The sequence below is a fragment of the Acidobacteriota bacterium genome, from assembly GCA_016703965.1.
Lineage (GTDB): Bacteria > Acidobacteriota > Blastocatellia > Pyrinomonadales > Pyrinomonadaceae > OLB17.
Genome location: JADJBB010000010.1, coordinates 1 through 23,203, shown reverse-complemented (window position 1 = coordinate 23,203; position 23,203 = coordinate 1). Strand labels below are relative to the sequence as shown.

Below are 23,203 nucleotides of genomic sequence, written 5' to 3'. Positions count from 1 at the left end.
TAGCATAACGGAAATAGCATGATTGAAACCATGCCGGTATCCGGCGACGTAGGAAACAAGTCCGACCAGGGCGACGGCGACCCCGGCGACGATTGCGATAGTATCAATCCCCATAGTAGTCCCTCCGCGGCGACAGGCGCAGCGACCTGCGCAGCAACACGACGATAAGCCCGGTCACAAGAAGCAAAGCGCCGCTGGCGGTCCCCAACTTGTTGTCGATCAGGTACATGGCTGCAAGGCCGCCGGCGATGTACGCCTTTGGAAGAAAGTTGTAAAGCCAGGTTGGAATCATCTTGAACCTCCTTTGAGTTGTTTCAACTGCCCTCTGCTTATCCAGAATTGTTCGTGAGTCTCAACGGCCAGGTTGAACAGCTTTGGCCGCTACCTGCCCGCCTTTCGCCGCAATTGCGCCGTCCGGTGTCAGTAGCGCGATCGTCAGCGGTTCGCCGTTCAGCGTTATCGAGAAACCGGAATCGAGTTTTGCGGAGTAGACCGGCACGTTATTCGCCCTTTCTTTTCTTCGCGGCCTGTTCGTACTCCCAATCGTGGAAGCAATCGGCATCGCACCAACGGGGTTGAGAGTTCGCGTTCTGCGGCAAATGTTCGCCGCAGTAAAGACAGTTGCCGGTAGCGGCCGGGACTTCGGGTTGTCGCATGCCGGAGCAGGGCGGCATAGGCCGCTTCGTTTTGCTCGTCGGCGCGGTCGCATACATCAGCCATTGTTTTCCCCCATGAGTGCCGCCCAAGAAACCGGGAAGTGGGGGGCGACGATTTCCGCAATACGCTCGGCAACCTCTCGCGTTTCGAGTTGCGCGTGCGGGTCCAGGCGCAACTTGCACGCCCGGCAAATGGCCGCGAGGGACGCGGTTTCAATCCACTCGGTCATCATGTTTTGCGGGAGAATCGCGCGGGCCTGTTCCGGCGCAATACCAAGGGACAACAGTTCCTCGTACCCGGCGAGTGCGGTCGTCATTACCTGGTCGAAAATTTCATTCGCCTTTTCCATGATCTCCGTGGGGGCGACGCCGGCGGACCCTTGCTTTACGGCTTCGGCGCGCATTCGCCAGATCAACCGGAAAAAGTCTGGTTCAGAATCGACGTACCGGCGGGAGGTTTCATTGCGGGTAATGCCAATCATGTGCTTGAACCACTGGCGCGCGACGAAGATAGGCGCCCGGATATGCAGGCTGATCTGCGGATGGCTGAATGGTGTCCAGTGCTTGTGCTTCGCCAGGTAGCCGATCAGCTTTGTGTCTTTGTCGTTGAGTGTCGTTTCAAGAAAGAAGCCCTTGCGTTCGACATTCCACACGCTTTGCTTTGCCATGCTCACACGCGCGGCATTGACAACAGAAAGGTCCGATCCCATTACGCTAATTTGCGTGGCGGAAATACCGTTGAAGTTCATTTCAAGTACCTCGCTTGCTGGCGGAAGAAGTCTTTGACTTCCAGCTTTTCGAGTTTTCGTTCCAAATCCGGCAAGACGTTCTGGCGCATGTACGCCGCGGATTCGCGCATTTCGGCTTCGTGGCGGCTTGCAGTAAGCAAATCGCGGCGGGCTTTCCACAATTGCAATTTTACGAACATTTTTTCTCCAAAAAAGTATAAGTTGTTAGCAGTTGCTAATACTGCGGAGTAAATAAATTGCCCTACCGCGGGCGGTCTTTCTCGGCCAGTGCCTTGAATACTTCGGTCGAATAGCGAATCGGGATTGTAGCAAAGTTCACTAATGCTATGCGCATTTTTGCAAGTTGCCAATTAAATTGTTTTGGCAAAGTGAAATACTTTTGAATTTCGGGTGTCATTTTTCGCCCCCAATCCATTGCCATTGCAGGGCCGACGACCCGCGGCCGGTTGGCTTGTTATCCGGCAAGCGGCGCACAAGTCCCTTTTTTTCGTAGCGGTACAGTTGGTTGAGACATGCCTGCGCGAAAATATCAAGATGCAAAGCGCCTTCGGGGGCAGTATGCGGCTCGGCAAAGAAAGCTGCATAGCGGGCCTCGGCCTTGCTCGTCTTTTTCGCCCCACGGTCCTTGGCCGCCTTGGAAACTTCGGCTGGCGATTTGGTAGGGGCTTTTTGCTTAACCGCCCTGGCCTCTTTTGATAGCGCATCGGCAAGTTGGCCGAACGTAGAAGAAAACATGCTCATTTGCCTATCTCCCTTGTAGCCTGGCTTCGGCCTTGAGTGCCGCGTATGCCACGCAATCCTCAAGCGAATCGGTGTGGGCGGCTACCGTTTGGCGGTCGCGCACGTCCTTGAGTAGTTGAAGCAAAAGCCACCCCTCGGATTCTTGAAGATCGCGGCCGGTGATGATGTTGAAAGCCGCGACCGTCTTTCCCATACTGCGCTCGCCGCCTTCTTTGTCATACTGCTTGCCGCGGGCTTCCATAATGTCGGCCGCACGAAACAGGATATTTAGGGCCAGGGTGTGCTTGTGGGCGGCGCTAAACGTGGATTTGCTGGAACTCACGATTTAACCCCGCTTACGGTCGAATCGCCGTTGTACCGGCCGCGAACCGCATAGCCGCGATCGCGGCGGGTCGGATTGTGGAAGATCTTGCCCGATTCGGCGAGCGCAGTCGGATCGGAGCGCGCAGGTTCTTGAGTCCGGAGGACCCCGTTCCAGGCGGACGCACCCCGCGCCAGCGCCCGGGCCGGCGGCGCCGGAACTGCGGACCTGCGCCCGCCGGGGTGATTCTCCACCGGGCGAGGAAAACGCCGTGGCGCGGGGCTCCCAGTCAGATACGGCGCCCGCTTCCCGCGCGAGACGCCGGCGCTTGCCGCCGGACGAACGCTTCGACCATGATCTATGCCCGGGAACGTCAAGCCCGCCCATTCACACTTGAGGCAACGCCCTCGATAACCCCGCGCTCCCACAAATTCGCAAAGTTCGTTGTAAGAAACCAGACTCATTTTTTAATTCTCCATGTGTTGTTTATCAAACGGCAAACGGATTTTAGCAAACGCTAAATGTTCGTGCAATAGTTTTTTCGCTTCATTGCGTCAAAAAGGGCTTCTTGTACCGAACATTTTTTCTCAAGCACTTTTTGAACGGCCTCGTCAATTGTCCCTTCTGCCACAATATCGTATATCAGTACCTTTCTGTCATGCCCGCTTTGCAGTTGGCGAACAGGCCCAATGCGCTCGGTAATCTGCTCTCGGTACTCAAGATTGAAATCGGACGAGAAGAAAACAATGATGTTCGTAATGTCTTGCATTCCGTCATAGCCATGCCCGATGCTGGCCGGGTGTCCGAAACCGTATGGCGCCTCGCCGGTCATAAACTTCTCAAGGCCGGCATCAGTCGCCAGATCAACGCCCGGCGCGGAGAAGACACGGGAAAGGCGCGAAGCAACCGCGCCAGGTCAGATTTAAAGTTGTAAGCGACCAACAGGGGGAGTCCGCCGGCTTCTTCGTAAATATCCTCAAGCGCCTGTAACTTCTCGTCATGGACCTCGGCCCAATCTTCGGTTTCGGGGTCCGTGTAAATCGCTCCGGCGGCAAGCTGGCGACATTTCATGGTCATGCTGCTTGCGGTGAATGCCTCAATGCCCTTGTTTCCGATCTCGATGTACATTTCGCGTTCCATCTTTTTATAGAGTTCGCGGGCTTTGGCCGGCATGTCGACCATAACGGTAAATCGCAGCGGCACTTTAAGATCGGGAAACCAATCTTTAGGGTCCAGGGCCAGGCAAATGTCAGCGATTCTTGAATTTATCTCGGCTTCCGCACCTATTTTTGGCCGCAACTCCCCAAACTTATCGTTTTTGTGCTTCATTACACGCTCAAACCATCTTTGTTCAAACGCACCATACGACCGGCCAAGTCGCCGACCGGCATCGAGGAAAAACAGTTGCCCCCACAAGTCTTTCAACCCGTTGCTCACGGGTGTTCCGGTGAGTTCCATAACCCGCCGCACCGCGGGGGAACAGACTACCCGCGCCAGGCGATCGGCCCGCAAGCTACCGCCCTTGGTTCCGTGCAGGTACCGCGAGCCGTCCTTTCTCTGGCGTACTGAAATTCGCAGGCTCTTTAGTTTGGTCGCCTCGTCTGGAACGACATTTGCAAAGGGCCATTTGCTTCCAAAGTGATCGAGAAGCCAGGGTATTTGTTCGTAGTTCGTTGTGAATAGCGGAACGTCCCTTGACAGTGCCGCAAGTCGCTCTTTTTCGTTGCCGACGATCGCGGATATTTCAAGGTGTCGGAAGTCGGCCCACTTGTTGACCTCTTTCGGCCAAGTGTATTTCGCAACCCGCTTTGGCGCGAATATGATGGTTGGCCGCGTTTCCCCGGCGAGATATATTGAGTCAAGTGCTGCAAGGGTAGCAACGGTTTTTCCCATGCCGGGGCGGGCGAATAGCGCGCAACGCAAGTTGTTGACAAGGTGATCGGTCGCCAGTTGGCCGTAAGCGCGGGGTATCACTTCAAAGACCTCCGGTTCGCCATGCTCAAAGTCCGAGCAGTAGTCAGCCGGCGGTATCTGGTCCGTTGGGTCACGCCAGGACGGTGCGCCGCAAAATACGCAACGGAATGGGGCTACCGGAGTGTGCCGGTGGAAAATGCGTTCCCAACCCTCGCGGAAGGCGTCGGTAGCCGCTTTGGTCGTGAGCGAATCGCCGGTAATATCGTTCCGGCTCATGCTACTTGGTCCTCTAATTCGCGCTCGATTGGCGGTACAAGAACAATCACGGTTCCCCCTGGAAACTCACCTTGCGCAAGTGCCGCGGCTTGGGCGAAGTCTTTTACTTCTTCGTGTTGCAGTTTGAAAATTGATGATTTTCCGGCAGCATCGCGCACCACTATGCGAAACTCTTTTGGTGTGGTCATTTCAGTAACTCCATGAGCGCGTCGACTTCTTCGTAGGTGCTTACAACATCAACCGTTTCGCCAAGGGCGCGCATTCGTTTGTGTTCGCGTGCTTGTCCAGGGCGGGGCTTGCCACCTGGTCGCTTTACCTCTACCCAACTACAACGCGTTGGGTGCATGATTCTCCGGTCGGGGCAATGCCGACGGCCGACCCATTCGGCTTTGCGCACGTCGCCTCCGTTCTCCTGCACACGCTCGATAAGGTAGGTTTCAATGTCGTTTTCGATCACTTCTGTAAACCTTTCGGTGCGTAGAGTGGGATCGAGTATTGAGCCATTCTCCCAACGACCACACCATTCCATACATTCTTTACTGTGTCGGTAATAACGTCAGAATCTTGGCGCTTCTCGTGAAGCCAAGCAACAGGCTCACCGAGCCACGCCTTGAGTGCGGAGTCATCTGGCTTGATGACGAGTGCTTTCATTGCCACAATAATATGCGGTGCGTTTGATCCAGCAATTTCTTTCAGCGCCTCATCCTTCAGTTTAATTGTGGCTAGTGCTGCGGCTAGTGCTTCTCCTTGCGAAGCGAGTTGCTGGCGTAGTTCGGTTATCACTTCTTGTGCGGAATTCCCTTGTCTAGCAAATGCGTCCATAAGATTTTGACGCTGTTCCTCTTTTTCATCGAGTTGCTGGCGCATGGATTTGATTTCATCGTTGCACGTATTGTGATCCCGTACTTTCATCTTTCCTCCTGTGTAATGTGGAAGGGCGCTGTCACCGCCCTTGGGCATTACTTCGGCTGTGCCTGCTCACGTGCGACGCAGGCCGGCGCTGCCTTGGCATACTCGCTGGTGCAGAGAACAGCCAGCGCGTCTTCCTTCAGTCCGAGACCGGAGAAGCTGCGACTGGTTTCACGGATTCCGCACTCGTCGTCTTTCCAAGATGTTCCAACTGAAAAGCCAAAACCGACCCCAGCGCCACCAACGGTACTGGACCCCATACAGGGGGCAGTCGGGTAGACGTTCCCACTGAATACGCTTGGGACGTTTTTGATGGTGTAGTCATTTTGCTCGATCCTCGTGGTGGTTTGAGTCGGGATGGGGGCCGCATTGACCGTCAGCGAATTGCCACCGTTGCTCAGGGTGTTGCCGCCCGAGTTGGAAGTGGATTTGCTGAGCGAGCCCGAGTTTGCCGAGCCGCCCCCGGCGAAAGCCGCCGCGTTGTTGCGGACGTCGGTCGAGATGCGATTGGACACATCGACGTTGGTGAATTGCGCTTGGCCTTGACCCCTGAAGCTGACCCTGTGCCTGACCTTGAGTTTGTGTCAGAATGCCGCCGTCACCGGGTGGATTGTCGTTGCCGATGCCGACAGCAAAGGCTGACCTCATAGTCAGGGATGAAACAGCCACGAGGGCCGAGAGAACAAACACTTTGATGCGCTTCATTTCACTACTCCTTGCAATGATGACTGTGGCCGACAGTCGGCGGTGTTGCTCATTTCAAGCCACGCCTTGAGCGCGGAGTCGTCTGGTTGGATGGCGAGTGCTTCAGTAGCAATACTGCTACACTCACCTGCGGATAGAATGCAACCGTTGTCTGCTTCCAAGTATTCAATTTTGGAAAGCGCCTCGTCCTTCACCTTGATCGCGGCCAGTGCTGCGGCGAGTTCATGTTCCATCGCGTCTAGCTGTTTCCATGCGTCGAACTTTGCCTCAACATTGCCGTTTGCTACATTTTTGGCTACTTCAAGATCATCAAGTGCTGCGGAAAGTCGCTGGCGCAGGGATTCGTTCTCAAGTTCCTCTTTAGCGAGTTGATCGCGGTATGCTTTGAATAAATCACTGTTCATTTCTTCAACTCCAAGGAAAAGTTTCTCCACGCCGGACGTTGATGTTTCTCGTACTCGGCAATCTGCTCATTAGTCATTTCTTCTGGGCAGTATTCCAGCATGAGTTCGTCAATCCTGGCTTGCGCGGCTGACAGTTGCTGGCGCAGGGATTCGACAAGATCAGCACGGATGTACTTCACGTCCGATTCATGGACGCGGTCTTGGCACCATGTAACATGCCCAAGCCACTCGCTATCTTCGTCGTCGCACACCTGAAGATATATTGCGTCGTGTTTCGTTGATTCGCTCATAGCTTCGGCTCCGTGACAGCGCGTTGATGTTTTTCGTATTCCGCTAGTTGCTCCTGAGTCATTTCATCAGGGCAGCATTCCAGCATCAGTTCGTCGATCTTGGCCTGCGCGGCTGATAGTTGCTGCCGCAGGGATTCGATCTTTGCGTCATCTGCTTCGCATGGATAGTTATTGAACAAGTGGTTATCAGACAAATCCTTAATCATTTCCCTTGCTCCTTTGCTGCGCGGTAGAGTGGCATACAGCACTTTCCTTCCGGGCAATGCCCTAACCCCTCCGCACCGTGGTCTATTGCGTACTGACAGCGACCGTCGTCACGACAAGGCTCCGCATGGCACAGGCGCACGTCCTTTAGGTCATCTGTGGCGGCGAGTGCTTCCTCTATTCCTAGAACTGTGCCAAATTCAGGAACTTGTGCCACGCAATACTCAACCGCTATCCGCAGTATCACCTCGCGCTTCTGACTGTCGTTATATTCTTGGCTTGAAATACGATTGCCTTCAAACCGACGATTTCGCTCGGCTTCAAGTTCGGCCTGTGCAGCGGATAGTTGCTGCCGCAGGGATTCGATCTCTTTCGTTCCTGACTTGTATCCAAGTTCAAACCAGTAATCTGAGTTACTCATGGCTTTGGCTCCGTGGCGGCGAGTGCTTTATCGCAGACATCGAAAATCCGCTTTGCTTGGAACGGGTGGTAACTCCATGACATTCCGCCCCATACCCGCAACCCTTCGCACTGGTGCCTGCTGTATTTCAGCGCATCCCGCAGCATCACCTCGCGCTTCTGACTGTCGTTATATTCTTGGCTTGAAATACGATTGCCTTCAAACCGACGATTTCGCTCGGCTTCAAGTTCGGCCTGTGCAGCGGATAGTTGCTGCCGCAGGGATTCGATCTCTTTCGTTCCTGACTTGTATCCAAGTTCAAACCAGTAATCTGAGTTACTCATGGCTTTGGCTCCGTGGCGGCGAGTGCTTCAATGGCTTGCTGCTTTGCTGCTTCGCATACACAGTGGCCGTCGTCACCCATATCATCAAGAAGCTGGTCGAGCGCATCCCGCAGCATCACCTCGCGATTGATGTGGTCGGCGAGTTGCTTAGATTGTTCCTCATATTCAAATGCTAGTTCCATTCCTGCCTTTTGCTCTGAAAGCCATTTGCTTTGCAGGTCATTACAAATATGAATAAGTTCGTGACGCTCCATGTACTCGAATGGTTTGGCTGGAGAAAGTTCGCCAAGGAACTTGTCTAGTTCGCTCATTACCTTTGCTCCTTCGCTCGATGACACGCACACTCATTACCTACCTCTTTGAGAATATTGAACGTGCAAGTATTTGTTACTTCTCCCTGTTGTCTTATCCAATCCCGCAGTAGCACCTCGCGCTTGATGTGGTCGGAGAGTTTGCTTTCCCGTTCAGCCACACGACCTGCATCGAATGCGATGGCGTAGAAGCGTTCAAGTGCGTATTCATTCGCTGAATACTCCGGGCGTCCTTTAGCATCTTCATAGCAGTAAAAGCACTCTTTAGCTAAGGTGATGACTTGTTTGTGTGTGGTCATTTCATTTTTATCCCGGTATTGGCGGCGCCGCAGAACCACAATTCGCCGCCGATTGTTATGGGGTGATCGCCGCGGGTTAGGCACATCGCAAGGGTCTTTTCGAGCGAGGCGATGTAACCGGCCTGCTTTGAAATTTTAGCCTCAAGCCTGGTTTCTTCCGCTTGCTGCCCCGCCTCCGCGCGCTGCGACAATATGCTGTTTGCGAACAGCACGATAGCCATGATTACCGCGCCTTGTAGCACTGGCGAAAGGACGAGGCGAAATCCGGGGGAGTGAAAAATACCGGGCGTGTACATTTTGCTTCTCCTTATTTGCCCATGTAGGTTTTGCGGTACTCTCTTTGATACGCAATCAGACGTTCGCGGTTTGCTGCGTAATACTCCTTTGCGTAGGCCGCTTTCTTTTCGGGGTCTACGCCTCTCCCGCGGGCGGCGATCCTCTCGCGGTTCGCCTCGTAGTAGGCTTTCTGGCGTGCGACGATCTTCTCGCGGTTCTCTGCGTAGTAGGCTTTCTGGCGTTCGGCAATCCTCTCGCGGTTCGCCTCGTAGTAGGCTTTCTGGCTTGCTTTCCTCTCAGTGCTACCCATTTGGTTTCTCCTAGTTGATTTAGTTGGTGCGAAACGAACTTTATCAAACGCTAAACGTATCGTCAACAATTATTTGCAGATTGCTAAATGCTAGTGCGTCGCTATTCAGTGCTTTGTTGTGCTTTTGTAGGTTCGTTCTATAGTGGACAATCGTAAGGTTCCAGGGAACATGCAACCCGCTAACATCGGCGCCGTCCTATGTTACGCCTTTAAACGGTATGATGTGGTCAACGTGTATAGCATCACCGGATAGTTCGGCGATTTCGCGGGCCAGCTTGTATACCTCTGCGGTTTGGCTAATGTACGCTTTGGAAAGGCGGGATGCACCTTTGAATAGTCTACGTGCGTTGGCATGCGCGTATATCCGCGCCTTGTTCGTTTCACGGTAGGATTTCTTCTGCATGGCTAACTTTTCCTTGTTTGCTTCATTGTAGGCTTTCATCCGCATGGCTACCTTTTCCTTGTTAGATTCATAGTAGGCTTTCTTCCGCGCTAATATCTTTTCCCTGTTTGCTTCATAGTAGGCTTTCTTCTGCATGGCTACCTTTTCCTTGGTCGATTCATAGTAGGCTTTCTGGCCTGCGACGATCTTCTCGCGGTTCGCCTCGTAGTAGGCTTTCATCCGCATGGCGACCTTTTCCTTGTCTTTCACCACATCAATCCTTTCTGTACCTGTTGCTTTCAAACCCGGCCGCAGCAAGCGGTAAGCCCTTGGCCCAGGCGGGGTTATCCGACATGAGCGCGGCAAGGTGCGCGTCGGAATAGCAGGGAAGGTCGACCGCCTCGGTAATTTGCTCGTCATGTACCGGAATCTTGATTTCATATCCGTAATCGAGGATACGGCGCACCGGGGCTTTTAGAACGTCGCGGCTTCCGGCTTGCGTCACGTTTTCCGCCAGTTTGCCGGAATACGTCTTGAGCCTGTTCCATTGCCGGCTGAACTGATTGATACCCATGTAACTGAGTTTGCCGTTTTCGTCGTACCGTGGGGATGGGTAGCACAGCTTCCGGCCGGATGGTAGGGTAAGTGTCATCCATGCGCCCAATTTTGTAGCGGAAATCTTGCGGGCATAGAACGTGCGGCCGGGGGTGTCAAGCGCCAGGCGGAACGCCTGTTCCAACTCTTTCCAGAAGCCGACTGTTTCGGGATGGGCTTCGCGCCAAAGGCGCTTGAACGAGTCGCAAACCACATAGGTTTTCTTCTTCATTCCGTAGTCACGTTTGGTTTTTACTGCCCATTCGTGTGCGCGTTCCGCTTCCCGCCAAATACGTTCGGGGATGTTTCCAGCCGCACCCTCTGCCATTTGATCCAAGTCGATTCCATAGGCAACTGCGAAAGTTACGAACGCACCTACGCCGCCCTCGTAGCCAAGGGCCAACTCCATAACTTTGCCGATTTGCCGGAACGAACCATCCCCGGAAGATTTGTTCTCCATGACGGCCTCTGGCGTGATGCGAAACGCCTTTGAGTAGGCGAGTGCATACAGGTCATAACCCTTGCGCGTCGGTTCACCCTTCTTATCCAACTTGAGTTCAACAGGATTGCCGGAGAGTACGGCGTCCCTGATCTGATCGCCGGTGTACCAGTTGCCGTCAACGCCCATGCAGGTGTCGAAATCGGCAAACGCCTGCAATTTCCATGTCTCGCCCGCGAGCCAGGCCAAAAACCGGCCCTCGATGTTCGACAAGTCAGCGACAACGAGTTTCTTGCCAGGGGGTGCTATCAGGCAACCGCGAACGGCTGATGATAGTAGGCGCATAGGATCATCGAATACCAGATCGGCGCAGTCGGCCTTGATCGCCGCAATACCCGCCTCGATGACGCTCTGCTTTAGCGTCGGCCTGGGGAGGTTCTGCAACTGCACTCCGCGGCCGGCATCGCGGCCGGTGCGCATGGCGCCGCAAAACTGGATTGTATTTCTCAATCGGTTGTCCGGGCCGGTAAGTTGCTTGAACTTTTTGTACTTGCTTACGGACGTACTGCTTGCCGAAAGGCGATTGTTCAACAGACTTACGACGACCTCCGGCAAGTTGTGATCGGATGCAAGCAAACGCTCCACATTGGCACCCCGCAAATCTGGTAGCCAAACGTCATACACGTCTGAAAGTAGGCGCAGAAGGGCATCCCGTTGGGTAGTCGCCTCGATCGCGCCTTCCGATAGTTCATTCGCCTCAACAGCAAGCAGGCTCTTTGCGCGTTCGGCGGTAGTAATTGCGCCGTTGACCAGATCAATATCGACCAATACGCCCGATCGGTTTATGTTCTGGTCCATGTGCCACAAGTCCAGTTCGCGGAGGGCGGTTTCGCTTTCTGTTCCGTAGTTCCAGTTGGGCATCAAGCGGCGCACTTCGCGCATGGCCGCAACGTCATTTATCGCATACTCCACGAACCGCGCCCATTCCGCCGGGTGCGTTTCCCTGGTCGCACGGCGCAACTTCATGTTCTTTGGCCGCGGTTTGCAGAACAAGTGAACGAGTGCTTTGCCGTCTTTGAGTTTCGCCATGTCATCGGCGACCTTGAAGATTTCGCACAACTTGTCCAGGCCGCCGGGTAGGCTATGTGCCAATGCGTGCGCCATTGTACATTGCCACCTTTCGGCCGGAGTTGGGAAGCCGTTGAAGTGCAGAACCGTCCGGTCGAACGTGGCATTGTGGGCGATCAGCGTAACGCGCTCGTCAAGTAGATTGTCCTCAAGTTCGCTAGGCATACGCGCGCCGGTGGTAGCGTCATAGGCAACTACCGGGCGGTCGCCGCGGGCGTAAGTCCAGATCATTATTTCGGCATCGCGGGCGTAGTTGTCAGTTCCGTTGCGAATGTCCGTTTTGCTGAATGTCTCGGTATCGAGAAAGAACGGGGCACTCATTGCAGAACCGTTGCGTTTGAGTTTCGCAGCACCGCCAGAACATCAACGATTATTTCTTCTGGCGGGACGCAACATACCTCACTGAATTGGGTAACAATCTCTGCCAGCGACTCAAGGACAAAGACCGAATCGCGGGGGAATTTGATGCCGCCGACAATTTCGCCCTTGGCGCTTTCCTTGAAGTCAACGAAGAAACGATTTGCCATTATCGAAAAGCCTTTCGCAAAAACTGTTAAACCAACGGCGAATAAAGTAACTACGGGCGATCGAAATAACCGTAAAGACCAGGCCGATGCCGAAAGCGTCACCGACCGTTACCCGATACCCGAAAGCAGGTAGGACGATCAGATTAGCTATCAGGTTGATGCCGAAGCCGATAACCACGTTCACCCAGGCTTCGATAAGGGATTGCATTTTCGACTGCATTACAGTAAATCCTCCACTACCGCCGCGTACACCCGGCTTGTGGCGATGTTGAAATACTCCAATTCGCGCTCAATGCCGATAAAATGAAAGCCGTCCATTACGGCGGCGCGGCCGGTGCTACCGGACCCCATAAACGGGTCAAGAACTACACCCCCAGGCGGTGTTACCAACTTGCACAAATATCGCATGAGGTCGGTTGGCTTGACGGTTGGGTGGTTGTTCCCTTTGGTATCCGTGTTCTCGGTCTTGCGCAACGTATTTCCGTGCTGGAATTGCGGTCCTGGGTTGTCTACACCCGCGTGCCGGTCTTTGCTACTCGCCTTGGCACAGTAGAAGAACCGCGCGGCGTTGGGGAAAGCGCCCAAAACATCGGTACACCCATCATGGATAAGATTCGCCGGCCAGCGGCCAGGTGGGATTACCGCCTCGCCTACGCGCTGTTTCCAGCCACCCTCATGTAGCCCAAGGTTTTGCCCGCCTCGATTTTCCGGTAGGCGCTCTGTTACGCGGTGGTTACTCTCAAAAGCCGCGGCGTCGGCGTCATCGGTAAGGGGTACGCGGGATGCGTCTATGTTCAGCCCGCCGGTGCCGTGTGCAAGTACGTTTGCCGCAATGGTCTTTTCTGAAATAGGTTTGCGCGCGACGGTGATTGGCTCAAGGGCGGGTTTAAGCGCGGTACCCCAACCTTGCCATTGCTTTGCGGCGTCTGTTGCGGGGGTGGTTTCAACCACTGTCGCGCCAAACCCTTTTCCATTCTCAACCTGGCACAAGGTTTTATTCGCAGTTCCTTTGCGTACACCAACCACTTCACGCTCGGCGCCGGCCGCCTTGTCTATTGCCTTGCTCACATCCATAGACTTCGGGAATCCCGACCCGTATACCCAGGCGATCAAATCCCGAATCTCGAAACCAGCGTCCTCGATGTTGACGGCCATTCGGTGTTGCGTTCGCGTGCCGGCGAATGAAAGCAAGTGGCCGCCTGGTTTGAGTACGCGCAGGCACTCTTTCCATATTTCGACACCGGGGATAGCGTAATCCCAATGCTTGTTCATAAACGCCAGGCCGTAAGGCGGATCGGTAACGATCGCGTCAACTGAATTGCTCGGTTGTTCGATCAGTAGCTTTAGGCAATCACCATGTAGTAGCTTAACGGACATTACAAACCATGCCTTTTCAGCCTTTGTTTCGCGGAACTCAAACAGGCCGCCGTGGACCGGGTGCAGGATTGCGAACAGGCGCGCAAGGTACGGCGACCTGTTGTTGTTCAGCTTCCAGCCTTGTGGTACCGACTCGGCAATCGCGTAGTGGTGCCGGAGGACATGCAAGATGGTCCTGGCTGAGTAGTGCTTGAATCCGCGGGCTATTACATGGTCCGCTTCCGAGACAAAAGCCTCCCAAACGTGAAAGTTGTCGGATAGCCAATCGCTGAACTCAAGCGGGAAAACCCCAAGGTTCGCGTATGCCGTATCTACGACTTCACTACGACTAAAACTGGCAATGTGTTTCATGTCACTTCTCCTTTTGTGGTTTTTTAGACGCCGGTAGGTGTTCCCGCACCCCGTCAACTCCTTTCTTAAAAAGGTTTGTCGGAACCGGCGTCTAAAAAACCGCCTCAAGCGAGGCGGGGAGGGGGTTTTTCAACAGGCGACGGGGGAGGCTTTCAGCATTCCAGTGGCAATTTGCCGCTGGCGCCGGGCCATTTCACGTTCACCATTCGATACGCCGGCGTAGCGACCAGACGACGAACTGCCCCATTTCTTGCCGGAGTGCTGCCCAAGTCCCTTGCCGCGGGAGCGATACCCTTGCGCCGCGTTGAGTGCTTGAATGTACTCAGCCGAACCGGAGAGCGCCGCGGCGAGGGCCGCCATGAGCGCACGCGAACGGTAGAAAGGTGAGGATTTCTTGCCGGAGTGCTGCCCAAGTCCCTTGCCGCGGGAGCGATACCCTTGCGCCGCGTTGAGTGCTTGAATGTACTCAGCCGAACCGGAGAGCGCCGCGGCGAGGGCCGCCATGGGCGCACGCGAACGGTAGAAAGGTGAGGATTTCATGGCGGCGCCCCTTTAGAACAGATCGTTGTCAGACGTGCTTGAAGCCGCACCGCCGCCGGTGTCGCCCAGGTCGTCAAACTCGTCGGGGGATGCCACGCCACCGCCACCAAACGATTCGCCGTCAGAGTGGAACTGGACACCCTTGAGGGAAGCGTGCACGCCCTTTTTCTTCATATCGGACATGCCGTAGATTTCGATTGACGCATTGACGTAACAACCGGAATAGGGCTTACCATCGGCCTCGGTAAGCGGGGTCTTGTCCTTGTCAAGAATCGTCGGGCGCGTGGCGTTCTTTGCGGAGAAGTAAAGTTTGCCCTCATACCCGACATAAACCTCGCCGGAACTGGAAAGGCGCGCATCACCGTTGCGGAGGCACTTCTTTGAGGACTCAAGGGCGGCGAGCATTTCCTTGCCCTTGCCCTTCCAGGTTTCGTTCGCAACCTCGATCATTGCGGCGGCGGCCGTAATCGGCGTGCGGACGTTCTTACCGTCGACCGATGTGACTTTGTAGACCTTTGTTGTTTCTTCCAGAATGAAGTCGGCGCCGAACTTTTTGGTTTGCCCTTCTTCCATTGCTTCGGCATTGAACAGTTGGTGGGCAAACGAGAGGCGGGCGCCTTCGATAAAGAGTTTCATTTCGTGTTTCCTTTTCTGTAAAGTTGCGGGCGATTTTCTACCCGCGGTTTGGTGATTGCTAAAGTTACGGACGTGCTACAACAGATCGTTAGCGGATTCGCCGACCACTTCAAAATCGTCGGCGGGCTTTACGTTAATCGCCTGGCGCATATCTTCCAGGGCAACAACGGTCGGCGTACCATCGGCGCGAGTGATTCGGGCGGCCAGTTTCTTCCACTTGCGCGGATTGGCTTCGGCGATCAGCTTTTCGGCCCGCGTCGGGGAAACGAGATTGAAGGTGGTACATTTGGTCTCGCTTGATTCGCATCGCCTTCATTTCTTCTTCAACCTCTGCGGGGTTATCCCACGCGCGATTCCCGGCACGGCCCTCTACGACTTTCAACCCTTCGGCCTCGCCGATTTCGCCAGCAAGTGCACCGGCAATGGTCTTTTGAGAAACAGCTTTTGACCACTTTTCGATCAAGGGAAGAAGCAGGAACAGCTTGGCAAGCCGCGCTTTGTCCTCCGGGTAGTGCGTTTCGGCGGTGTCCGGTGTGGAATCGAAGTCCATGCCGACCGCTTCCGCAACGACCTTTTCCAGCTTCGGGACATTCGGCCTTCGCACGGCAATAGACGCATTGCTTTTCACCGGGGTAAGGTATTCCGAAATAGTGTCAATCGGCTTCCCGATAAGGCCAAGTGCTTCAAGACCGGCCGCGAGGCACCGGGTTTGTGCGGCCTCAACCGCGGCATCGTTCTTGAAATCCCATTCGGACGGTGCGTTTCGGACGTTCGGCTGACTGATTACCAGGCGAATTGTGTTGATTGTTTGCATGGTATCCCCTAGAAAAGATCGGCGGCCGTGTTGTCGATGTGGATAGCACCGACCAACTTGCCCTCGTTGTACGCTTTCAATGCCGCCAGCGCATAGATAATCAGTTGGTGATTTCCAAACGCTTCGACATTGTTGCGGCCTGTCTTGAGGTCGATCACGATCAACTCGCCGTGGCGTACAACAATCGCGTCGGCGGTCCCGATTGCATCCGGCTCCCCGGTGATGCTGGAAATATCGAGTCCCTGTTCAATGAACAATTCGCCGGTATCACCAACATGACCCCAAACCGTGTCGAGATAAACCTGCACCGTGCGGGCGTGTTCCTCGTCGAAGGTAAAGTCGATACCGTCCACCTTTTCCTGGTAGCCGATGTACGACTCCGCAGCGCGTTTTGTTCTCAAGGCACAGGGCCGCTACGTGATGTTGGAACGTACCCTCCGACGCCGCCATGCCGGCCTGGTCCTTGTTGCCAGCCAGCTTCTCCATTGCGATACTGCCTACGCACGTCATCCATTTGTAGGCGGATGACGGAGAGCAGATAGCGTGCTTGCTAGGTTGCGGGGCGGTCATGTCAGGCAACCATGCGGCTGAGTTCAACGTCGAAAGCTGCCAGGCGTTCGGGGGCGATTTCACTTGCGCGGGCCGCACCGTAGGATTTCAGGAGCGCGACCACGGCATCACGCCCCAGCCTTGGCGACCGCAGCGGTCAGAATCGGCGCACGCTGTTCCGCCGTCATCGGCTCTTTTTAGCCGGGGAGGGGGATTGCTCGCCGGAGGTCGATGCCTTCACTTCCGGCGCAGCGACTTGTTCCGCAGTAGTGGGGGTATCGGCAGGTTCCGTAGCAGCAGTTTGCGCGGGGGCTTCTTTCGACTTTCCCAAAGCCACCTTCTCGGCCTTCGGACTACCGGCGGATTTCAACGCGGCGACCAGTTGAAGAACAGCGGCGGTGTTTTCTTGCAAAGCGAGTTCAAGGCTCATTTGGTTTCTCCATGTTGTAACAGTTGTTAAAAAATATGCAGCAAGCGAACTTTAGCAAGTGCTTTCCAAAATTGCAAACTATTTTTAGCAAAGTATAAAGATTCTGACGAAGAAAAACGCCGATAACCCTTGTGCTGTGGGCCTTTCGGCGTTGGAAAAATTTACGTTGCCAGCCTGACAAGGCGTTCGATAATGGCCTTTGAACCTGCCTTTCGTTCCTGATCTGAAAACGGCGGCAATCGTCGCGCTAATCGTGGGCGTGGCCGCATTTGGCGGGGGGTACAAGGTCGCCGATTGGCGTTTGACGGGGCAATACACCGCCGAGAAGCTAAAGGCCAGCCAAGACGCCGCAAAGGCCCTCGCCGACATGACCGCCGACCGCGATTTGCTGGCCGGGAAACTTTCGGTCGCGAACGACAAACACACCAACGAACTAAGGAACGCCCAAAATGAAACGAATCGCCTTCGTGATCGGCTTGCTAATAGCTCTAGCGGGTTGCGCATCGCTGCAACCTGCCCCGAATCCCGCCTCGGCCCCCAAGCCGCAAGCGGTGTCCGCGTGGATACTGGAACCGGGGCCGAACTTGATTCAACTGCTCGACGCGCTTATTTCGCCCTTCGCGACGGAATCGACCGAGCAAGCGCCCAGCTTGCCGCCTGCCCCCACGTGAAACGCACCCCGGGCGGGTAGAAGGTTTGCCATTCGGCACGGGCGCGGGCGAGGTCTTGGCTAATCGCCTCGCGGCGGTAGTGCATGGCCGAAAGGGTTGCCGGGTCGGTCACGAACTGGCCCGTCTTCGTTTGCTCGGCCAACTCGGCCTCAAGAGCGCGCATTCGCAGGGTAGCGACGAGGTAGCGCGCGGCTCGAATCAATTTTTTACGCATGGTGCCTTCCTTTACAGTTCGACATAAGAGTTTTCAAGGGCGCTTTTGATTGCCGAAATTAAATCTTTTTTACTCCCCGGCCGGTCGCATAGCGCGATAACTTCTTGGATCAATTGCGCCCGAAATTCGCTTTGTTCAATAACCCTTGCGTAGGTTTTTTCCAACCGCGATTCGATTTCTTCGGCGGTTTCTTCGCCTACCAAATCACCGAGGCGTTTTGCAAGTTCCTTTTCGGCGGGGGTTAGGTGCCCTTCTGTTTCCAGCGCGGCCAAAAGGTGCGGCGAGTCCATGCGCTCCATTAAAAAGGGGTTCATTGCAAGCATTTTCCTTACCTTTCGTTGTTGGTGGCGGCCAGGGTAGTAGTTAAGCAGAAGGACAACCGATCGGAATCAAGCAGGGTTGCTTTGCGCAGGTCTACCGGCGGGTCTTTTTGGTCTAGCTTATGCGGTGCTTCGTGCGCAACTGCGTTTCCGTAGGAATCTGCGACAACCAACCTAACCGAGCGGGGGGGGATAATTTTGATCGTACTCCTGGGGCTTTCGCCAATGAAACGGTTGCGTTCGCGCCGGTTATTTGCGAAAGCGTACTTGCGTTCGTGTGCCCTAACTGCTTCGACACGGAGGTAGCGCCGCCGTTGTCCCTCAGATACGCCCGCAGGTTGTCTCTGCGTATATCGTAGACCGCCTTCAAATGTTTCGTCGCGTTCATGGTACTTCTCCTTTGGCTTTGAGCCTAGCTTTTTTTTTCAGCACTAATTTGATACTGAGTTATCGTTATATCAGTTGATTTAGTGTTTAGCAAGTGTTAAATTTGGCAAATTGCAATGTGGCATAAGGCTACCCAATGAACCAATTAAGAGTATTTCTGAACGCTGCGACGAGCGAGGAAAAGGCAATGCTTGCGGAGTTGTCAGGTACGACGCTCGGCACGCTTCACCAAGTTGCCGGAGGGTATCGCAAGAACGGCGAGGCGGTTGTCCGCGCTGGCCTGGCAATGCGTATCGAGGCCGCAGTTGCGGTTTTGCGCAAGGCGAATCGCTCGTTGCCTGAGTTGTTCCGCACCGACCTCTCACCGGAATGCCGGGAGTGATTTTGCCAAACGCTGTCTCGGAAACAAGACCGCGGGGGTGATTTTGCGGTGATTGCGGATTGACCATGCATTTAACCGGGAGGAGACTTTTTCGACCGGGGGTGCAAATTTTCGACGGAGCGTTTCTCGTTGACGGATCGCAATATGCCCAAAGTAATAGCCGATTGCAATACTAAAAACGCGCAAGTAGCTTGTTGCCCAAGATATTTAGCATTTGTTTTTGATTTTAGCCAACGAAACCGCCAAGTAGCTGACGAAAGGGTAAACTTGAAATGTCCGATAGCGCATTGAAACATTGGTGGGCGGGTAACAGTACCTTGCCTTTTTCGAAGCCGCGGAGGTATGGAATGCCGCAAAGCGACATACTGATATGGAGGCCGCCGAGAAGGACGCTACGATTGCGGGGCTACAACGGACAATCGCAGAATTGAATGAAAATCTTCATCGCGTAAGTCACAAGTTGGCATAGATTGTTGCCAAAACGGACGCCGGCCATACGGAAATGCGCGACTCCATACCTCCTTTGCAACGTGAAGGCCGGCGAACAGTGCACGGCGCAATGTAGAGGTTTGCCACAACCTATCCAGGACGATCGAAGCCCTGCGGGCCTCGTCTTGCGCCCTTGCCGAAGGGCAAGTGCCAAAGGAGTAATCCACCAAAGCGGGAATACCCGCCCGGGTAATGGGTTGCGGCTCGCGTGCTGCTACCCAATCGGCCGCCAGGTAGATGCGGCTAGGGGGTTAGCCAAAGCAGTCTCAACAGGTCTTAGCCTGGTCGGGGCGGGCCGCCGACCCGCTGAGTGTCCGACTGCCAGAAGCAAAATTGCTGACAAAATTCAAGATGGAAGCACTTTTTCCAAAAACGGATTGCGATTTGCGGGCCACTTTTTTACCTGGATTTTCGATGGTCGATCGGCCAAAAACGGTTTCGACCAGGTTCGGCCATGTCGCTAGCATTTTCTAACCTGGCGCCGTTAGGTTGAAAGCCAATAAAAACAAAGGTTTAGCCTCGTTTTCCTGGCGCCGGACCTGCCATGCGTTCAACCTGTCAGCCTGGCGCCGGACCTGCCATGCGTTCAACCTGTCAGCCTGGCGCCGGACCTGCCATGCGTTCAACCTGTCAGCTTGGCGCCGGACCTGCATGCGTTCAACCTGTCAGCCTGGCGCCGGACCTGCCGTTCAACCTGCCGCCCCGGGCCTGCCATGCGTTCAACCTGTCAGCCTGGCGCCGGACCTGCCATGCGTTCAACCTGTCAGCCTTGGCGCCGGACCTGCCATGCGGTCGCCTGCGCCGGACCTGCCATGCGTTCAACCTGTCAGCCTGGCGCCGGACCTGCCATGCGTTCAACCTGTCAGCTTGGCGCCGGACCTGTAATGCGTTCAACCTGTCAGCCTGGCGCCGGACCTGCCATGCGTTCAACCTGTCAGCTTGGCGCCGGACCTGTAATGCGTTCAACCTGTCAGCCTGGCGCCGGACCTGCCATGCGTTCAACCTGTCAGCCTGGCGCCGGACCTGCCATGCGTTCAACCTGTCAGCCTGGCGCGGCCGAAGCTTGGCGCCGGACCTGTAATGCGTTCAACCTGTCAGCCTGGCGCCGGACCTGCCATGCGTTCAACCTGTCCCTGGCGCCGGCCCATGCGTTCAACCTGTCAGCTTGGCGCCGGACCTGCCATGCGTTCAACCTGCAGCACATGATCAAACAAGCGGTCGCCGGCGTATAGATGGATAAACCGCCGCGGATAACCTGGCGTTTTTTGGGCGTTTTCACCCGCTCGCAAAGTCTGTAAACGCCTACGTCTCAGGCGTTCCCAACTATTTTTTTGCAATGTGCTAAAAAATTGTTGACACTGCGTAAATTAGACGTATAATCTGTATTCATGGGCAGAAGCAAAAACGCCCGAAACCGCGCCGGCACAAGAAAACGGCGTTTTTAGGTAGAAGCATTTAGCAAATGCTAAAAATTTTGGAGAATTACACCATGTCCGTTTACGAAACTTCAACGCCACAAGCTTTTTACGCAATCCGCGCGGCCGCTATGGTTAACACGGCCGGCCGCTATGCCGCGAGTCAATACGCCAAAAAACACGGCGTTTCCGGCCTGTATCGTTTGGCGCGTCAATTGGCGGCAGTTTCAAAGTAACTGAAAGAGGAAAGCAAAATGAATCATCAAATTTTCGAGACAGGCGAAAACCGCGGCCGCTATATGTCTCCAGAAGACTGTTAGTCAATATGTTGAAATTGGCACGGATCGTCTCGGAAATCTCGCCAAATTGTAGATTCGGGTTTAAACCATCGCCGTCAGAATAAGCGGCGTCTAACGAAAACCGTAAGCATTTGGATAAATGGCGCCGATATTTATCGACCGGCCGCAATTACCGAACGGACCGTGCCTGAATATGATAAAGAATCGGCCGCAATTGGTTCAGCTAATAGTTCGGCCGGTGTTGGAATTGTTCGACAAGGTTAACGACATGTCGCATCGATGGAACCACCCCAGAAAAACGGCGGATATAAGCCATGAACTATTGCCAGTATCAAGCGTAAATGGCGATCAACAGCGGGCGTATATCGGCGGGGTTGGCGATTCTGCTATTAAATCCGCTTTACTGGCAATTGCTAAGGCGGCCGGCGGAAAGAATATACAACTTGTTTCCATGTAAAAATGATAAGACCATGAAAACCAAAAACCTTTATTTTATCGAAGTTACGGATACATACGGCGGCGAAGCAAATTATTCATGGGTACTCCGCTATATTATCCATGCCAATAGTGAACGCGGCGCAATTTGTAAACTTGCGCGGCATGACGGCGCCGGATGGAAAAAAGAATATGAAGCGGGCGATTTTTCACGCGATAACCTGTCAGGCGCTTGTGTTTGCTGTTTCGTTGAATGGATTGATGATGCGCGCCGAAGAAATGCGCGGGCACTATTCCCGCATTATGGAGATTAAATAAAATGCGCACAATTGAAAAAACAGTCTACCTTTTTTCGGAATTGTCCGACGAGGCAAAGGAAAACGCCCGCGAATGGTACCGCCTGGCGGCCGCCGATGATAATTATTTTTCGGAATGCGTTATAAATGATGCCGTTTCTATGGGCGCCATTATTGGAATTGAAATTAGCCATAAGACCTGGAATAATTCATACGGATTTAGCGGAAAATCTCCGGCCGTTTATTGGTCCGGCTTTTCAAATCAAGGCGACGGCGCCTGTTTTGAAGGGTTTTATTCTTACGCAAAAAACGCCGTTAAAAAAATCGCCTACGAAACCGGAAATGATAAAACCCTAGTAGACATCGCCAAAAGTCTACAGGAAATTCAACGCCGGAATTTTTACGGACTGCGTGCGGATATTACGAAATCCGGCCGTTATTACCATTCCGGTACCATTCGCGCGGGCGTTTCTGACAGAAACGGAAACGAGGTCAACGCGAAAATTGAAGCTGATTTAGTCGAATGCTTCCGTGATTTTGCCAATTGGATTTATTCTAACCTTGAAAAAGAATATGAATATTCAATGTCCAATGAAGCGGTCGACGAGGCAATAACCTGTAATGAATACGAATTTTTGGATAATGGAGAAAAAGCGTGAACGATAAAACTAAAATTATTTCCGCCGTTTTTGCTGGATACTTGTCGGCCATCATGTTTACCGATACTGGCGAAACAGATCAGCCGGCCGCCGATGCAGAATTTTCAGACTTGGCAGAATTTAAGGCAATGGCCGCTTGTGCGGATTTTCTTGTGTATTGTGCTGACCTTGGTTTGCTTTCTGAACTGGAAAAAGAATTAGCCCGCCAGAATCGCGCGTTTTCCTGGGATAGTTTCGGAATTGATTTTTGGCTATCAAGAAACGGGCACGGCGCCGGCTTTTTCGACCGTGGGCTAAACGAGGTCGGCGATAAGCTACAGGCGGCCGCAGGGACTTTCGGCAATACTTATATATACGAAAACGACAATTCGACAATTGATTTTTACTAATAAAGGATAGAATCATGCTACTTCATGCCGAAAACAAATCACTAGAAGAAACTGCGCAATACTCGCCAGAAAAATTGACGCGCGACAATATCGCGGACCTTCTAGCAGAATTGGACGCCTGGCGCGCAATGGCGGCCTGGTGGTGATATGCCGAAACGCCAGAAGAAATAGCGGAATACATTGCAGGACTAGAAGAAACCGCCGGCGGATGTAACAACGCGGATCATAGCGAATTTCCCGATTTGAAAGAATATTTTGAGGATACCGTTAACGCTATGTGCGAGATTAGCGGCGCATGGCCGTGCGCATCAGCTTACGATCAAAACCTTAGAAGCGCAGTAATTGAATGTATTGAACGCGGCGCAGAAATTATCGAAAATGAAAGAGGCTA

Annotated in this window: 38 protein-coding genes and 1 pseudogene; 7 read left to right on the top strand and 32 right to left on the bottom strand. The window is 53.9% G+C overall.

Features of this window, described 5'->3' with window-relative positions; translation table 11 throughout:
* Window positions 1-103: 103 nt before the first annotated feature.
* The 31 genes and pseudogenes from IPG22_06360 to IPG22_06210 form a co-directional block, all read right to left on the bottom strand.
* A complete protein-coding gene (locus IPG22_06360) occupies window positions 104-292 on the bottom strand; it encodes a hypothetical protein (protein ID MBK6587921.1) in 189 nt (62 codons plus the stop codon).
* 60 nt (window positions 293-352) lie between these two features.
* Window positions 353-709 carry a hypothetical protein gene (locus tag IPG22_06355; protein ID MBK6587920.1) on the bottom strand — a complete coding sequence of 119 codons (357 nt, stop codon included), beginning with the start codon at window positions 707-709 and terminating at the stop codon, window positions 353-355.
* A 3-nt stretch (window positions 710-712) separates the two neighbouring features.
* Window positions 713-1,405 carry an FAD-dependent thymidylate synthase gene (gene thyX / locus IPG22_06350; GenBank protein MBK6587919.1) on the bottom strand — a complete coding sequence of 231 codons (693 nt, stop codon included), beginning with the start codon at window positions 1,403-1,405 and terminating at the stop codon, window positions 713-715.
* Window positions 1,402-1,755 (bottom strand): hypothetical protein, encoded by a 354-nt coding sequence (locus tag IPG22_06345; protein ID MBK6587918.1) that lies wholly within the window; start codon window positions 1,753-1,755, stop codon window positions 1,402-1,404. Before IPG22_06345 ends, thyX begins: the two co-directional genes overlap by 4 nt.
* 43 nt (window positions 1,756-1,798) lie before the next feature.
* Window positions 1,799-2,146: a hypothetical protein gene (locus IPG22_06340; protein ID MBK6587917.1), complete on the bottom strand. Its 348-nt coding sequence runs from the start codon at window positions 2,144-2,146 to the stop codon at window positions 1,799-1,801.
* Between the two features lie 4 nt (window positions 2,147-2,150).
* Window positions 2,151-2,387, bottom strand: a complete 237-nt coding sequence (locus tag IPG22_06335; GenBank protein MBK6587916.1) for a hypothetical protein — start codon at window positions 2,385-2,387, stop codon at window positions 2,151-2,153.
* Window positions 2,388-2,964: 577 nt separating this feature from the next.
* A pseudogene (locus tag IPG22_06330) lies at window positions 2,965-4,637 on the bottom strand (DEAD/DEAH box helicase).
* Complete coding sequence (locus IPG22_06325; GenBank protein MBK6587915.1) at window positions 4,634-4,825, bottom strand: hypothetical protein; 192 nt, start codon at window positions 4,823-4,825, stop codon at window positions 4,634-4,636. The pseudogene IPG22_06330 and the gene IPG22_06325 overlap by 4 nt, the downstream one beginning before the upstream one ends.
* The gene (locus IPG22_06320) at window positions 4,822-5,094 is read right to left on the bottom strand and encodes a VRR-NUC domain-containing protein (protein MBK6587914.1); all 273 of its coding nucleotides are present in this window, start codon (window positions 5,092-5,094) and stop codon (window positions 4,822-4,824) included. The genes IPG22_06325 and IPG22_06320 overlap by 4 nt, the downstream gene beginning before the upstream one ends.
* Window positions 5,091-5,597, bottom strand: coding sequence for a hypothetical protein (locus IPG22_06315; protein ID MBK6587913.1), 507 nt, complete (start codon window positions 5,595-5,597; stop codon window positions 5,091-5,093). The genes IPG22_06320 and IPG22_06315 overlap by 4 nt, the downstream gene beginning before the upstream one ends.
* A complete protein-coding gene (locus IPG22_06310; protein MBK6587912.1) occupies window positions 5,597-6,061 on the bottom strand; it encodes a hypothetical protein in 465 nt (154 codons plus the stop codon). The genes IPG22_06315 and IPG22_06310 overlap by 1 nt, the downstream gene beginning before the upstream one ends.
* Before the next feature lie 186 nt (window positions 6,062-6,247).
* On the bottom strand, window positions 6,248-6,655 hold the full coding sequence (locus IPG22_06305; GenBank protein MBK6587911.1) for a hypothetical protein: 408 nt from the start codon (window positions 6,653-6,655) through the stop codon (window positions 6,248-6,250).
* Entirely contained in the window at window positions 6,652-6,945 is a 294-nt protein-coding gene (locus IPG22_06300; protein MBK6587910.1) for a hypothetical protein, read from the bottom strand. The genes IPG22_06305 and IPG22_06300 overlap by 4 nt, the downstream gene beginning before the upstream one ends.
* Window positions 6,942-7,151, bottom strand: coding sequence for a hypothetical protein (locus tag IPG22_06295; GenBank protein MBK6587909.1), 210 nt, complete (start codon window positions 7,149-7,151; stop codon window positions 6,942-6,944). Before IPG22_06295 ends, IPG22_06300 begins: the two co-directional genes overlap by 4 nt.
* Window positions 7,148-7,570 carry a hypothetical protein gene (locus IPG22_06290; protein MBK6587908.1) on the bottom strand — a complete coding sequence of 141 codons (423 nt, stop codon included), beginning with the start codon at window positions 7,568-7,570 and terminating at the stop codon, window positions 7,148-7,150. Before IPG22_06290 ends, IPG22_06295 begins: the two co-directional genes overlap by 4 nt.
* Window positions 7,567-7,893 (bottom strand): hypothetical protein, encoded by a 327-nt coding sequence (locus IPG22_06285; GenBank protein ID MBK6587907.1) that lies wholly within the window; start codon window positions 7,891-7,893, stop codon window positions 7,567-7,569. The genes IPG22_06290 and IPG22_06285 overlap by 4 nt, the downstream gene beginning before the upstream one ends.
* Window positions 7,890-8,204, bottom strand: a complete 315-nt coding sequence (locus tag IPG22_06280) for a hypothetical protein (protein MBK6587906.1) — start codon at window positions 8,202-8,204, stop codon at window positions 7,890-7,892. The genes IPG22_06285 and IPG22_06280 overlap by 4 nt, the downstream gene beginning before the upstream one ends.
* Entirely contained in the window at window positions 8,204-8,503 is a 300-nt protein-coding gene (locus IPG22_06275) for a hypothetical protein (protein MBK6587905.1), read from the bottom strand. Before IPG22_06275 ends, IPG22_06280 begins: the two co-directional genes overlap by 1 nt.
* Window positions 8,500-8,799: a hypothetical protein gene (locus IPG22_06270; protein MBK6587904.1), complete on the bottom strand. Its 300-nt coding sequence runs from the start codon at window positions 8,797-8,799 to the stop codon at window positions 8,500-8,502. The genes IPG22_06275 and IPG22_06270 overlap by 4 nt, the downstream gene beginning before the upstream one ends.
* A gap of 11 nt (window positions 8,800-8,810) precedes the next feature.
* Window positions 8,811-9,089 (bottom strand): hypothetical protein, encoded by a 279-nt coding sequence (locus IPG22_06265; protein ID MBK6587903.1) that lies wholly within the window; start codon window positions 9,087-9,089, stop codon window positions 8,811-8,813.
* Window positions 9,090-9,285: 196 nt separating this feature from the next.
* Entirely contained in the window at window positions 9,286-9,774 is a 489-nt protein-coding gene (locus IPG22_06260) for a hypothetical protein (GenBank protein ID MBK6587902.1), read from the bottom strand.
* On the bottom strand, window positions 9,746-11,953 hold the full coding sequence (locus IPG22_06255) for a DNA polymerase I (protein ID MBK6587901.1): 2,208 nt from the start codon (window positions 11,951-11,953) through the stop codon (window positions 9,746-9,748). Before IPG22_06255 ends, IPG22_06260 begins: the two co-directional genes overlap by 29 nt.
* Window positions 11,950-12,159, bottom strand: coding sequence for a hypothetical protein (locus tag IPG22_06250; GenBank protein ID MBK6587900.1), 210 nt, complete (start codon window positions 12,157-12,159; stop codon window positions 11,950-11,952). The genes IPG22_06255 and IPG22_06250 overlap by 4 nt, the downstream gene beginning before the upstream one ends.
* Entirely contained in the window at window positions 12,137-12,379 is a 243-nt protein-coding gene (locus tag IPG22_06245) for a hypothetical protein (protein MBK6587899.1), read from the bottom strand. Before IPG22_06245 ends, IPG22_06250 begins: the two co-directional genes overlap by 23 nt.
* Window positions 12,379-13,536, bottom strand: a complete 1,158-nt coding sequence (locus IPG22_06240) for a site-specific DNA-methyltransferase (protein MBK6587898.1) — start codon at window positions 13,534-13,536, stop codon at window positions 12,379-12,381. The genes IPG22_06245 and IPG22_06240 overlap by 1 nt, the downstream gene beginning before the upstream one ends.
* A gap of 480 nt (window positions 13,537-14,016) precedes the next feature.
* Window positions 14,017-14,427: a hypothetical protein gene (locus IPG22_06235; GenBank protein MBK6587897.1), complete on the bottom strand. Its 411-nt coding sequence runs from the start codon at window positions 14,425-14,427 to the stop codon at window positions 14,017-14,019.
* Between the two features lie 12 nt (window positions 14,428-14,439).
* Window positions 14,440-15,063, bottom strand: coding sequence for a DUF2815 family protein (locus IPG22_06230; GenBank protein MBK6587896.1), 624 nt, complete (start codon window positions 15,061-15,063; stop codon window positions 14,440-14,442).
* A 133-nt stretch (window positions 15,064-15,196) separates the two neighbouring features.
* Window positions 15,197-15,877 (bottom strand): DUF2800 domain-containing protein, encoded by a 681-nt coding sequence (locus IPG22_06225; GenBank protein MBK6587895.1) that lies wholly within the window; start codon window positions 15,875-15,877, stop codon window positions 15,197-15,199.
* An 8-nt stretch (window positions 15,878-15,885) separates the two neighbouring features.
* Entirely contained in the window at window positions 15,886-16,230 is a 345-nt protein-coding gene (locus IPG22_06220; GenBank protein MBK6587894.1) for a DUF2800 domain-containing protein, read from the bottom strand.
* Window positions 16,145-16,510: a DUF2800 domain-containing protein gene (locus IPG22_06215; protein ID MBK6587893.1), complete on the bottom strand. Its 366-nt coding sequence runs from the start codon at window positions 16,508-16,510 to the stop codon at window positions 16,145-16,147. The genes IPG22_06220 and IPG22_06215 overlap by 86 nt, the downstream gene beginning before the upstream one ends.
* A gap of 100 nt (window positions 16,511-16,610) precedes the next feature.
* Window positions 16,611-16,856 (bottom strand): hypothetical protein, encoded by a 246-nt coding sequence (locus tag IPG22_06210; protein ID MBK6587892.1) that lies wholly within the window; start codon window positions 16,854-16,856, stop codon window positions 16,611-16,613.
* 199 nt (window positions 16,857-17,055) lie between these two features.
* On the opposite strand from IPG22_06210, the gene IPG22_06205 reads away from it, so the two are divergent.
* Complete coding sequence (locus IPG22_06205; protein ID MBK6587891.1) at window positions 17,056-17,547, top strand: lysis protein; 492 nt, start codon at window positions 17,056-17,058, stop codon at window positions 17,545-17,547.
* A gap of 205 nt (window positions 17,548-17,752) precedes the next feature.
* Here the strand turns inward: IPG22_06205 and IPG22_06200 are convergent, their stop codons facing one another.
* Window positions 17,753-18,055: a hypothetical protein gene (locus tag IPG22_06200; protein MBK6587890.1), complete on the bottom strand. Its 303-nt coding sequence runs from the start codon at window positions 18,053-18,055 to the stop codon at window positions 17,753-17,755.
* 529 nt (window positions 18,056-18,584) lie between these two features.
* Here IPG22_06200 and IPG22_06195 point away from each other — a divergent pair.
* The 6 genes from IPG22_06195 (at window position 18,585) to IPG22_06170 (ending at window position 22,812) form a co-directional block, all read left to right on the top strand.
* Window positions 18,585-18,830: a hypothetical protein gene (locus tag IPG22_06195; protein MBK6587889.1), complete on the top strand. Its 246-nt coding sequence runs from the start codon at window positions 18,585-18,587 to the stop codon at window positions 18,828-18,830.
* 1,105 nt (window positions 18,831-19,935) lie between these two features.
* The gene (locus IPG22_06190) at window positions 19,936-20,400 is read left to right on the top strand and encodes a hypothetical protein (GenBank protein ID MBK6587888.1); all 465 of its coding nucleotides are present in this window, start codon (window positions 19,936-19,938) and stop codon (window positions 20,398-20,400) included.
* 772 nt (window positions 20,401-21,172) lie between these two features.
* Complete coding sequence (locus tag IPG22_06185; GenBank protein MBK6587887.1) at window positions 21,173-21,490, top strand: hypothetical protein; 318 nt, start codon at window positions 21,173-21,175, stop codon at window positions 21,488-21,490.
* 13 nt (window positions 21,491-21,503) lie between these two features.
* Window positions 21,504-21,782: a hypothetical protein gene (locus IPG22_06180; protein MBK6587886.1), complete on the top strand. Its 279-nt coding sequence runs from the start codon at window positions 21,504-21,506 to the stop codon at window positions 21,780-21,782.
* Window positions 21,783-21,787: 5 nt separating this feature from the next.
* Window positions 21,788-22,423: an antitoxin of toxin-antitoxin stability system gene (locus IPG22_06175; protein MBK6587885.1), complete on the top strand. Its 636-nt coding sequence runs from the start codon at window positions 21,788-21,790 to the stop codon at window positions 22,421-22,423.
* Entirely contained in the window at window positions 22,420-22,812 is a 393-nt protein-coding gene (locus IPG22_06170; GenBank protein ID MBK6587884.1) for a hypothetical protein, read from the top strand. The genes IPG22_06175 and IPG22_06170 overlap by 4 nt, the downstream gene beginning before the upstream one ends.
* The last annotated feature ends 391 nt before the right edge of the window (window positions 22,813-23,203 follow it).

Excerpts from the sequence above, each read along its gene's own strand:
- IPG22_06360 (MBK6587921.1), bottom strand. The coding sequence starts at position 292 with ATGATTCCAACCTGGCTTTACAACTTTCTTCCAAAGGCGTACATCGCC.
- IPG22_06355 (MBK6587920.1), bottom strand. The coding sequence starts at position 709 with ATGCGACCGCGCCGACGAGCAAAACGAAGCGGCCTATGCCGCCCTGCT.
- thyX (MBK6587919.1), bottom strand. The coding sequence starts at position 1,405 with ATGAACTTCAACGGTATTTCCGCCACGCAAATTAGCGTAATGGGATCG.
- IPG22_06340 (MBK6587917.1), bottom strand. The coding sequence starts at position 2,146 with ATGAGCATGTTTTCTTCTACGTTCGGCCAACTTGCCGATGCGCTATCA.
- IPG22_06335 (MBK6587916.1), bottom strand. The coding sequence starts at position 2,387 with ATGGAAGCCCGCGGCAAGCAGTATGACAAAGAAGGCGGCGAGCGCAGT.
- IPG22_06325 (MBK6587915.1), bottom strand. The coding sequence starts at position 4,825 with ATGACCACACCAAAAGAGTTTCGCATAGTGGTGCGCGATGCTGCCGGA.
- IPG22_06315 (MBK6587913.1), bottom strand. The coding sequence starts at position 5,597 with ATGCCCAAGGGCGGTGACAGCGCCCTTCCACATTACACAGGAGGAAAG.
- IPG22_06305 (MBK6587911.1), bottom strand. The coding sequence starts at position 6,655 with ATGAACAGTGATTTATTCAAAGCATACCGCGATCAACTCGCTAAAGAG.
- IPG22_06300 (MBK6587910.1), bottom strand. The coding sequence starts at position 6,945 with ATGAGCGAATCAACGAAACACGACGCAATATATCTTCAGGTGTGCGAC.
- IPG22_06295 (MBK6587909.1), bottom strand. The coding sequence starts at position 7,151 with ATGATTAAGGATTTGTCTGATAACCACTTGTTCAATAACTATCCATGC.
- IPG22_06290 (MBK6587908.1), bottom strand. The coding sequence starts at position 7,570 with ATGAGTAACTCAGATTACTGGTTTGAACTTGGATACAAGTCAGGAACG.
- IPG22_06285 (MBK6587907.1), bottom strand. The coding sequence starts at position 7,893 with ATGAGTAACTCAGATTACTGGTTTGAACTTGGATACAAGTCAGGAACG.
- IPG22_06280 (MBK6587906.1), bottom strand. The coding sequence starts at position 8,204 with ATGAGCGAACTAGACAAGTTCCTTGGCGAACTTTCTCCAGCCAAACCA.
- IPG22_06275 (MBK6587905.1), bottom strand. The coding sequence starts at position 8,503 with ATGACCACACACAAACAAGTCATCACCTTAGCTAAAGAGTGCTTTTAC.
- IPG22_06270 (MBK6587904.1), bottom strand. The coding sequence starts at position 8,799 with ATGTACACGCCCGGTATTTTTCACTCCCCCGGATTTCGCCTCGTCCTT.
- IPG22_06265 (MBK6587903.1), bottom strand. The coding sequence starts at position 9,089 with ATGGGTAGCACTGAGAGGAAAGCAAGCCAGAAAGCCTACTACGAGGCG.
- IPG22_06255 (MBK6587901.1), bottom strand. The coding sequence starts at position 11,953 with ATGAGTGCCCCGTTCTTTCTCGATACCGAGACATTCAGCAAAACGGAC.
- IPG22_06250 (MBK6587900.1), bottom strand. The coding sequence starts at position 12,159 with ATGGCAAATCGTTTCTTCGTTGACTTCAAGGAAAGCGCCAAGGGCGAA.
- IPG22_06245 (MBK6587899.1), bottom strand. The coding sequence starts at position 12,379 with ATGCAGTCGAAAATGCAATCCCTTATCGAAGCCTGGGTGAACGTGGTT.
- IPG22_06240 (MBK6587898.1), bottom strand. The coding sequence starts at position 13,536 with ATGTCCGTTAAGCTACTACATGGTGATTGCCTAAAGCTACTGATCGAA.
- IPG22_06235 (MBK6587897.1), bottom strand. The coding sequence starts at position 14,427 with ATGAAATCCTCACCTTTCTACCGTTCGCGTGCGCCCATGGCGGCCCTC.
- IPG22_06230 (MBK6587896.1), bottom strand. The coding sequence starts at position 15,063 with ATGAAACTCTTTATCGAAGGCGCCCGCCTCTCGTTTGCCCACCAACTG.
- IPG22_06225 (MBK6587895.1), bottom strand. The coding sequence starts at position 15,877 with ATGCAAACAATCAACACAATTCGCCTGGTAATCAGTCAGCCGAACGTC.
- IPG22_06210 (MBK6587892.1), bottom strand. The coding sequence starts at position 16,856 with ATGAGCCTTGAACTCGCTTTGCAAGAAAACACCGCCGCTGTTCTTCAA.
- IPG22_06200 (MBK6587890.1), bottom strand. The coding sequence starts at position 18,055 with ATGAACCCCTTTTTAATGGAGCGCATGGACTCGCCGCACCTTTTGGCC.
- IPG22_06195 (MBK6587889.1), top strand. The coding sequence starts at position 18,585 with ATGAACCAATTAAGAGTATTTCTGAACGCTGCGACGAGCGAGGAAAAG.
- IPG22_06190 (MBK6587888.1), top strand. The coding sequence starts at position 19,936 with ATGCGTTCAACCTGTCAGCTTGGCGCCGGACCTGCATGCGTTCAACCT.
- IPG22_06185 (MBK6587887.1), top strand. The coding sequence starts at position 21,173 with ATGGCGCCGATATTTATCGACCGGCCGCAATTACCGAACGGACCGTGC.
- IPG22_06180 (MBK6587886.1), top strand. The coding sequence starts at position 21,504 with ATGAAAACCAAAAACCTTTATTTTATCGAAGTTACGGATACATACGGC.
- IPG22_06175 (MBK6587885.1), top strand. The coding sequence starts at position 21,788 with ATGCGCACAATTGAAAAAACAGTCTACCTTTTTTCGGAATTGTCCGAC.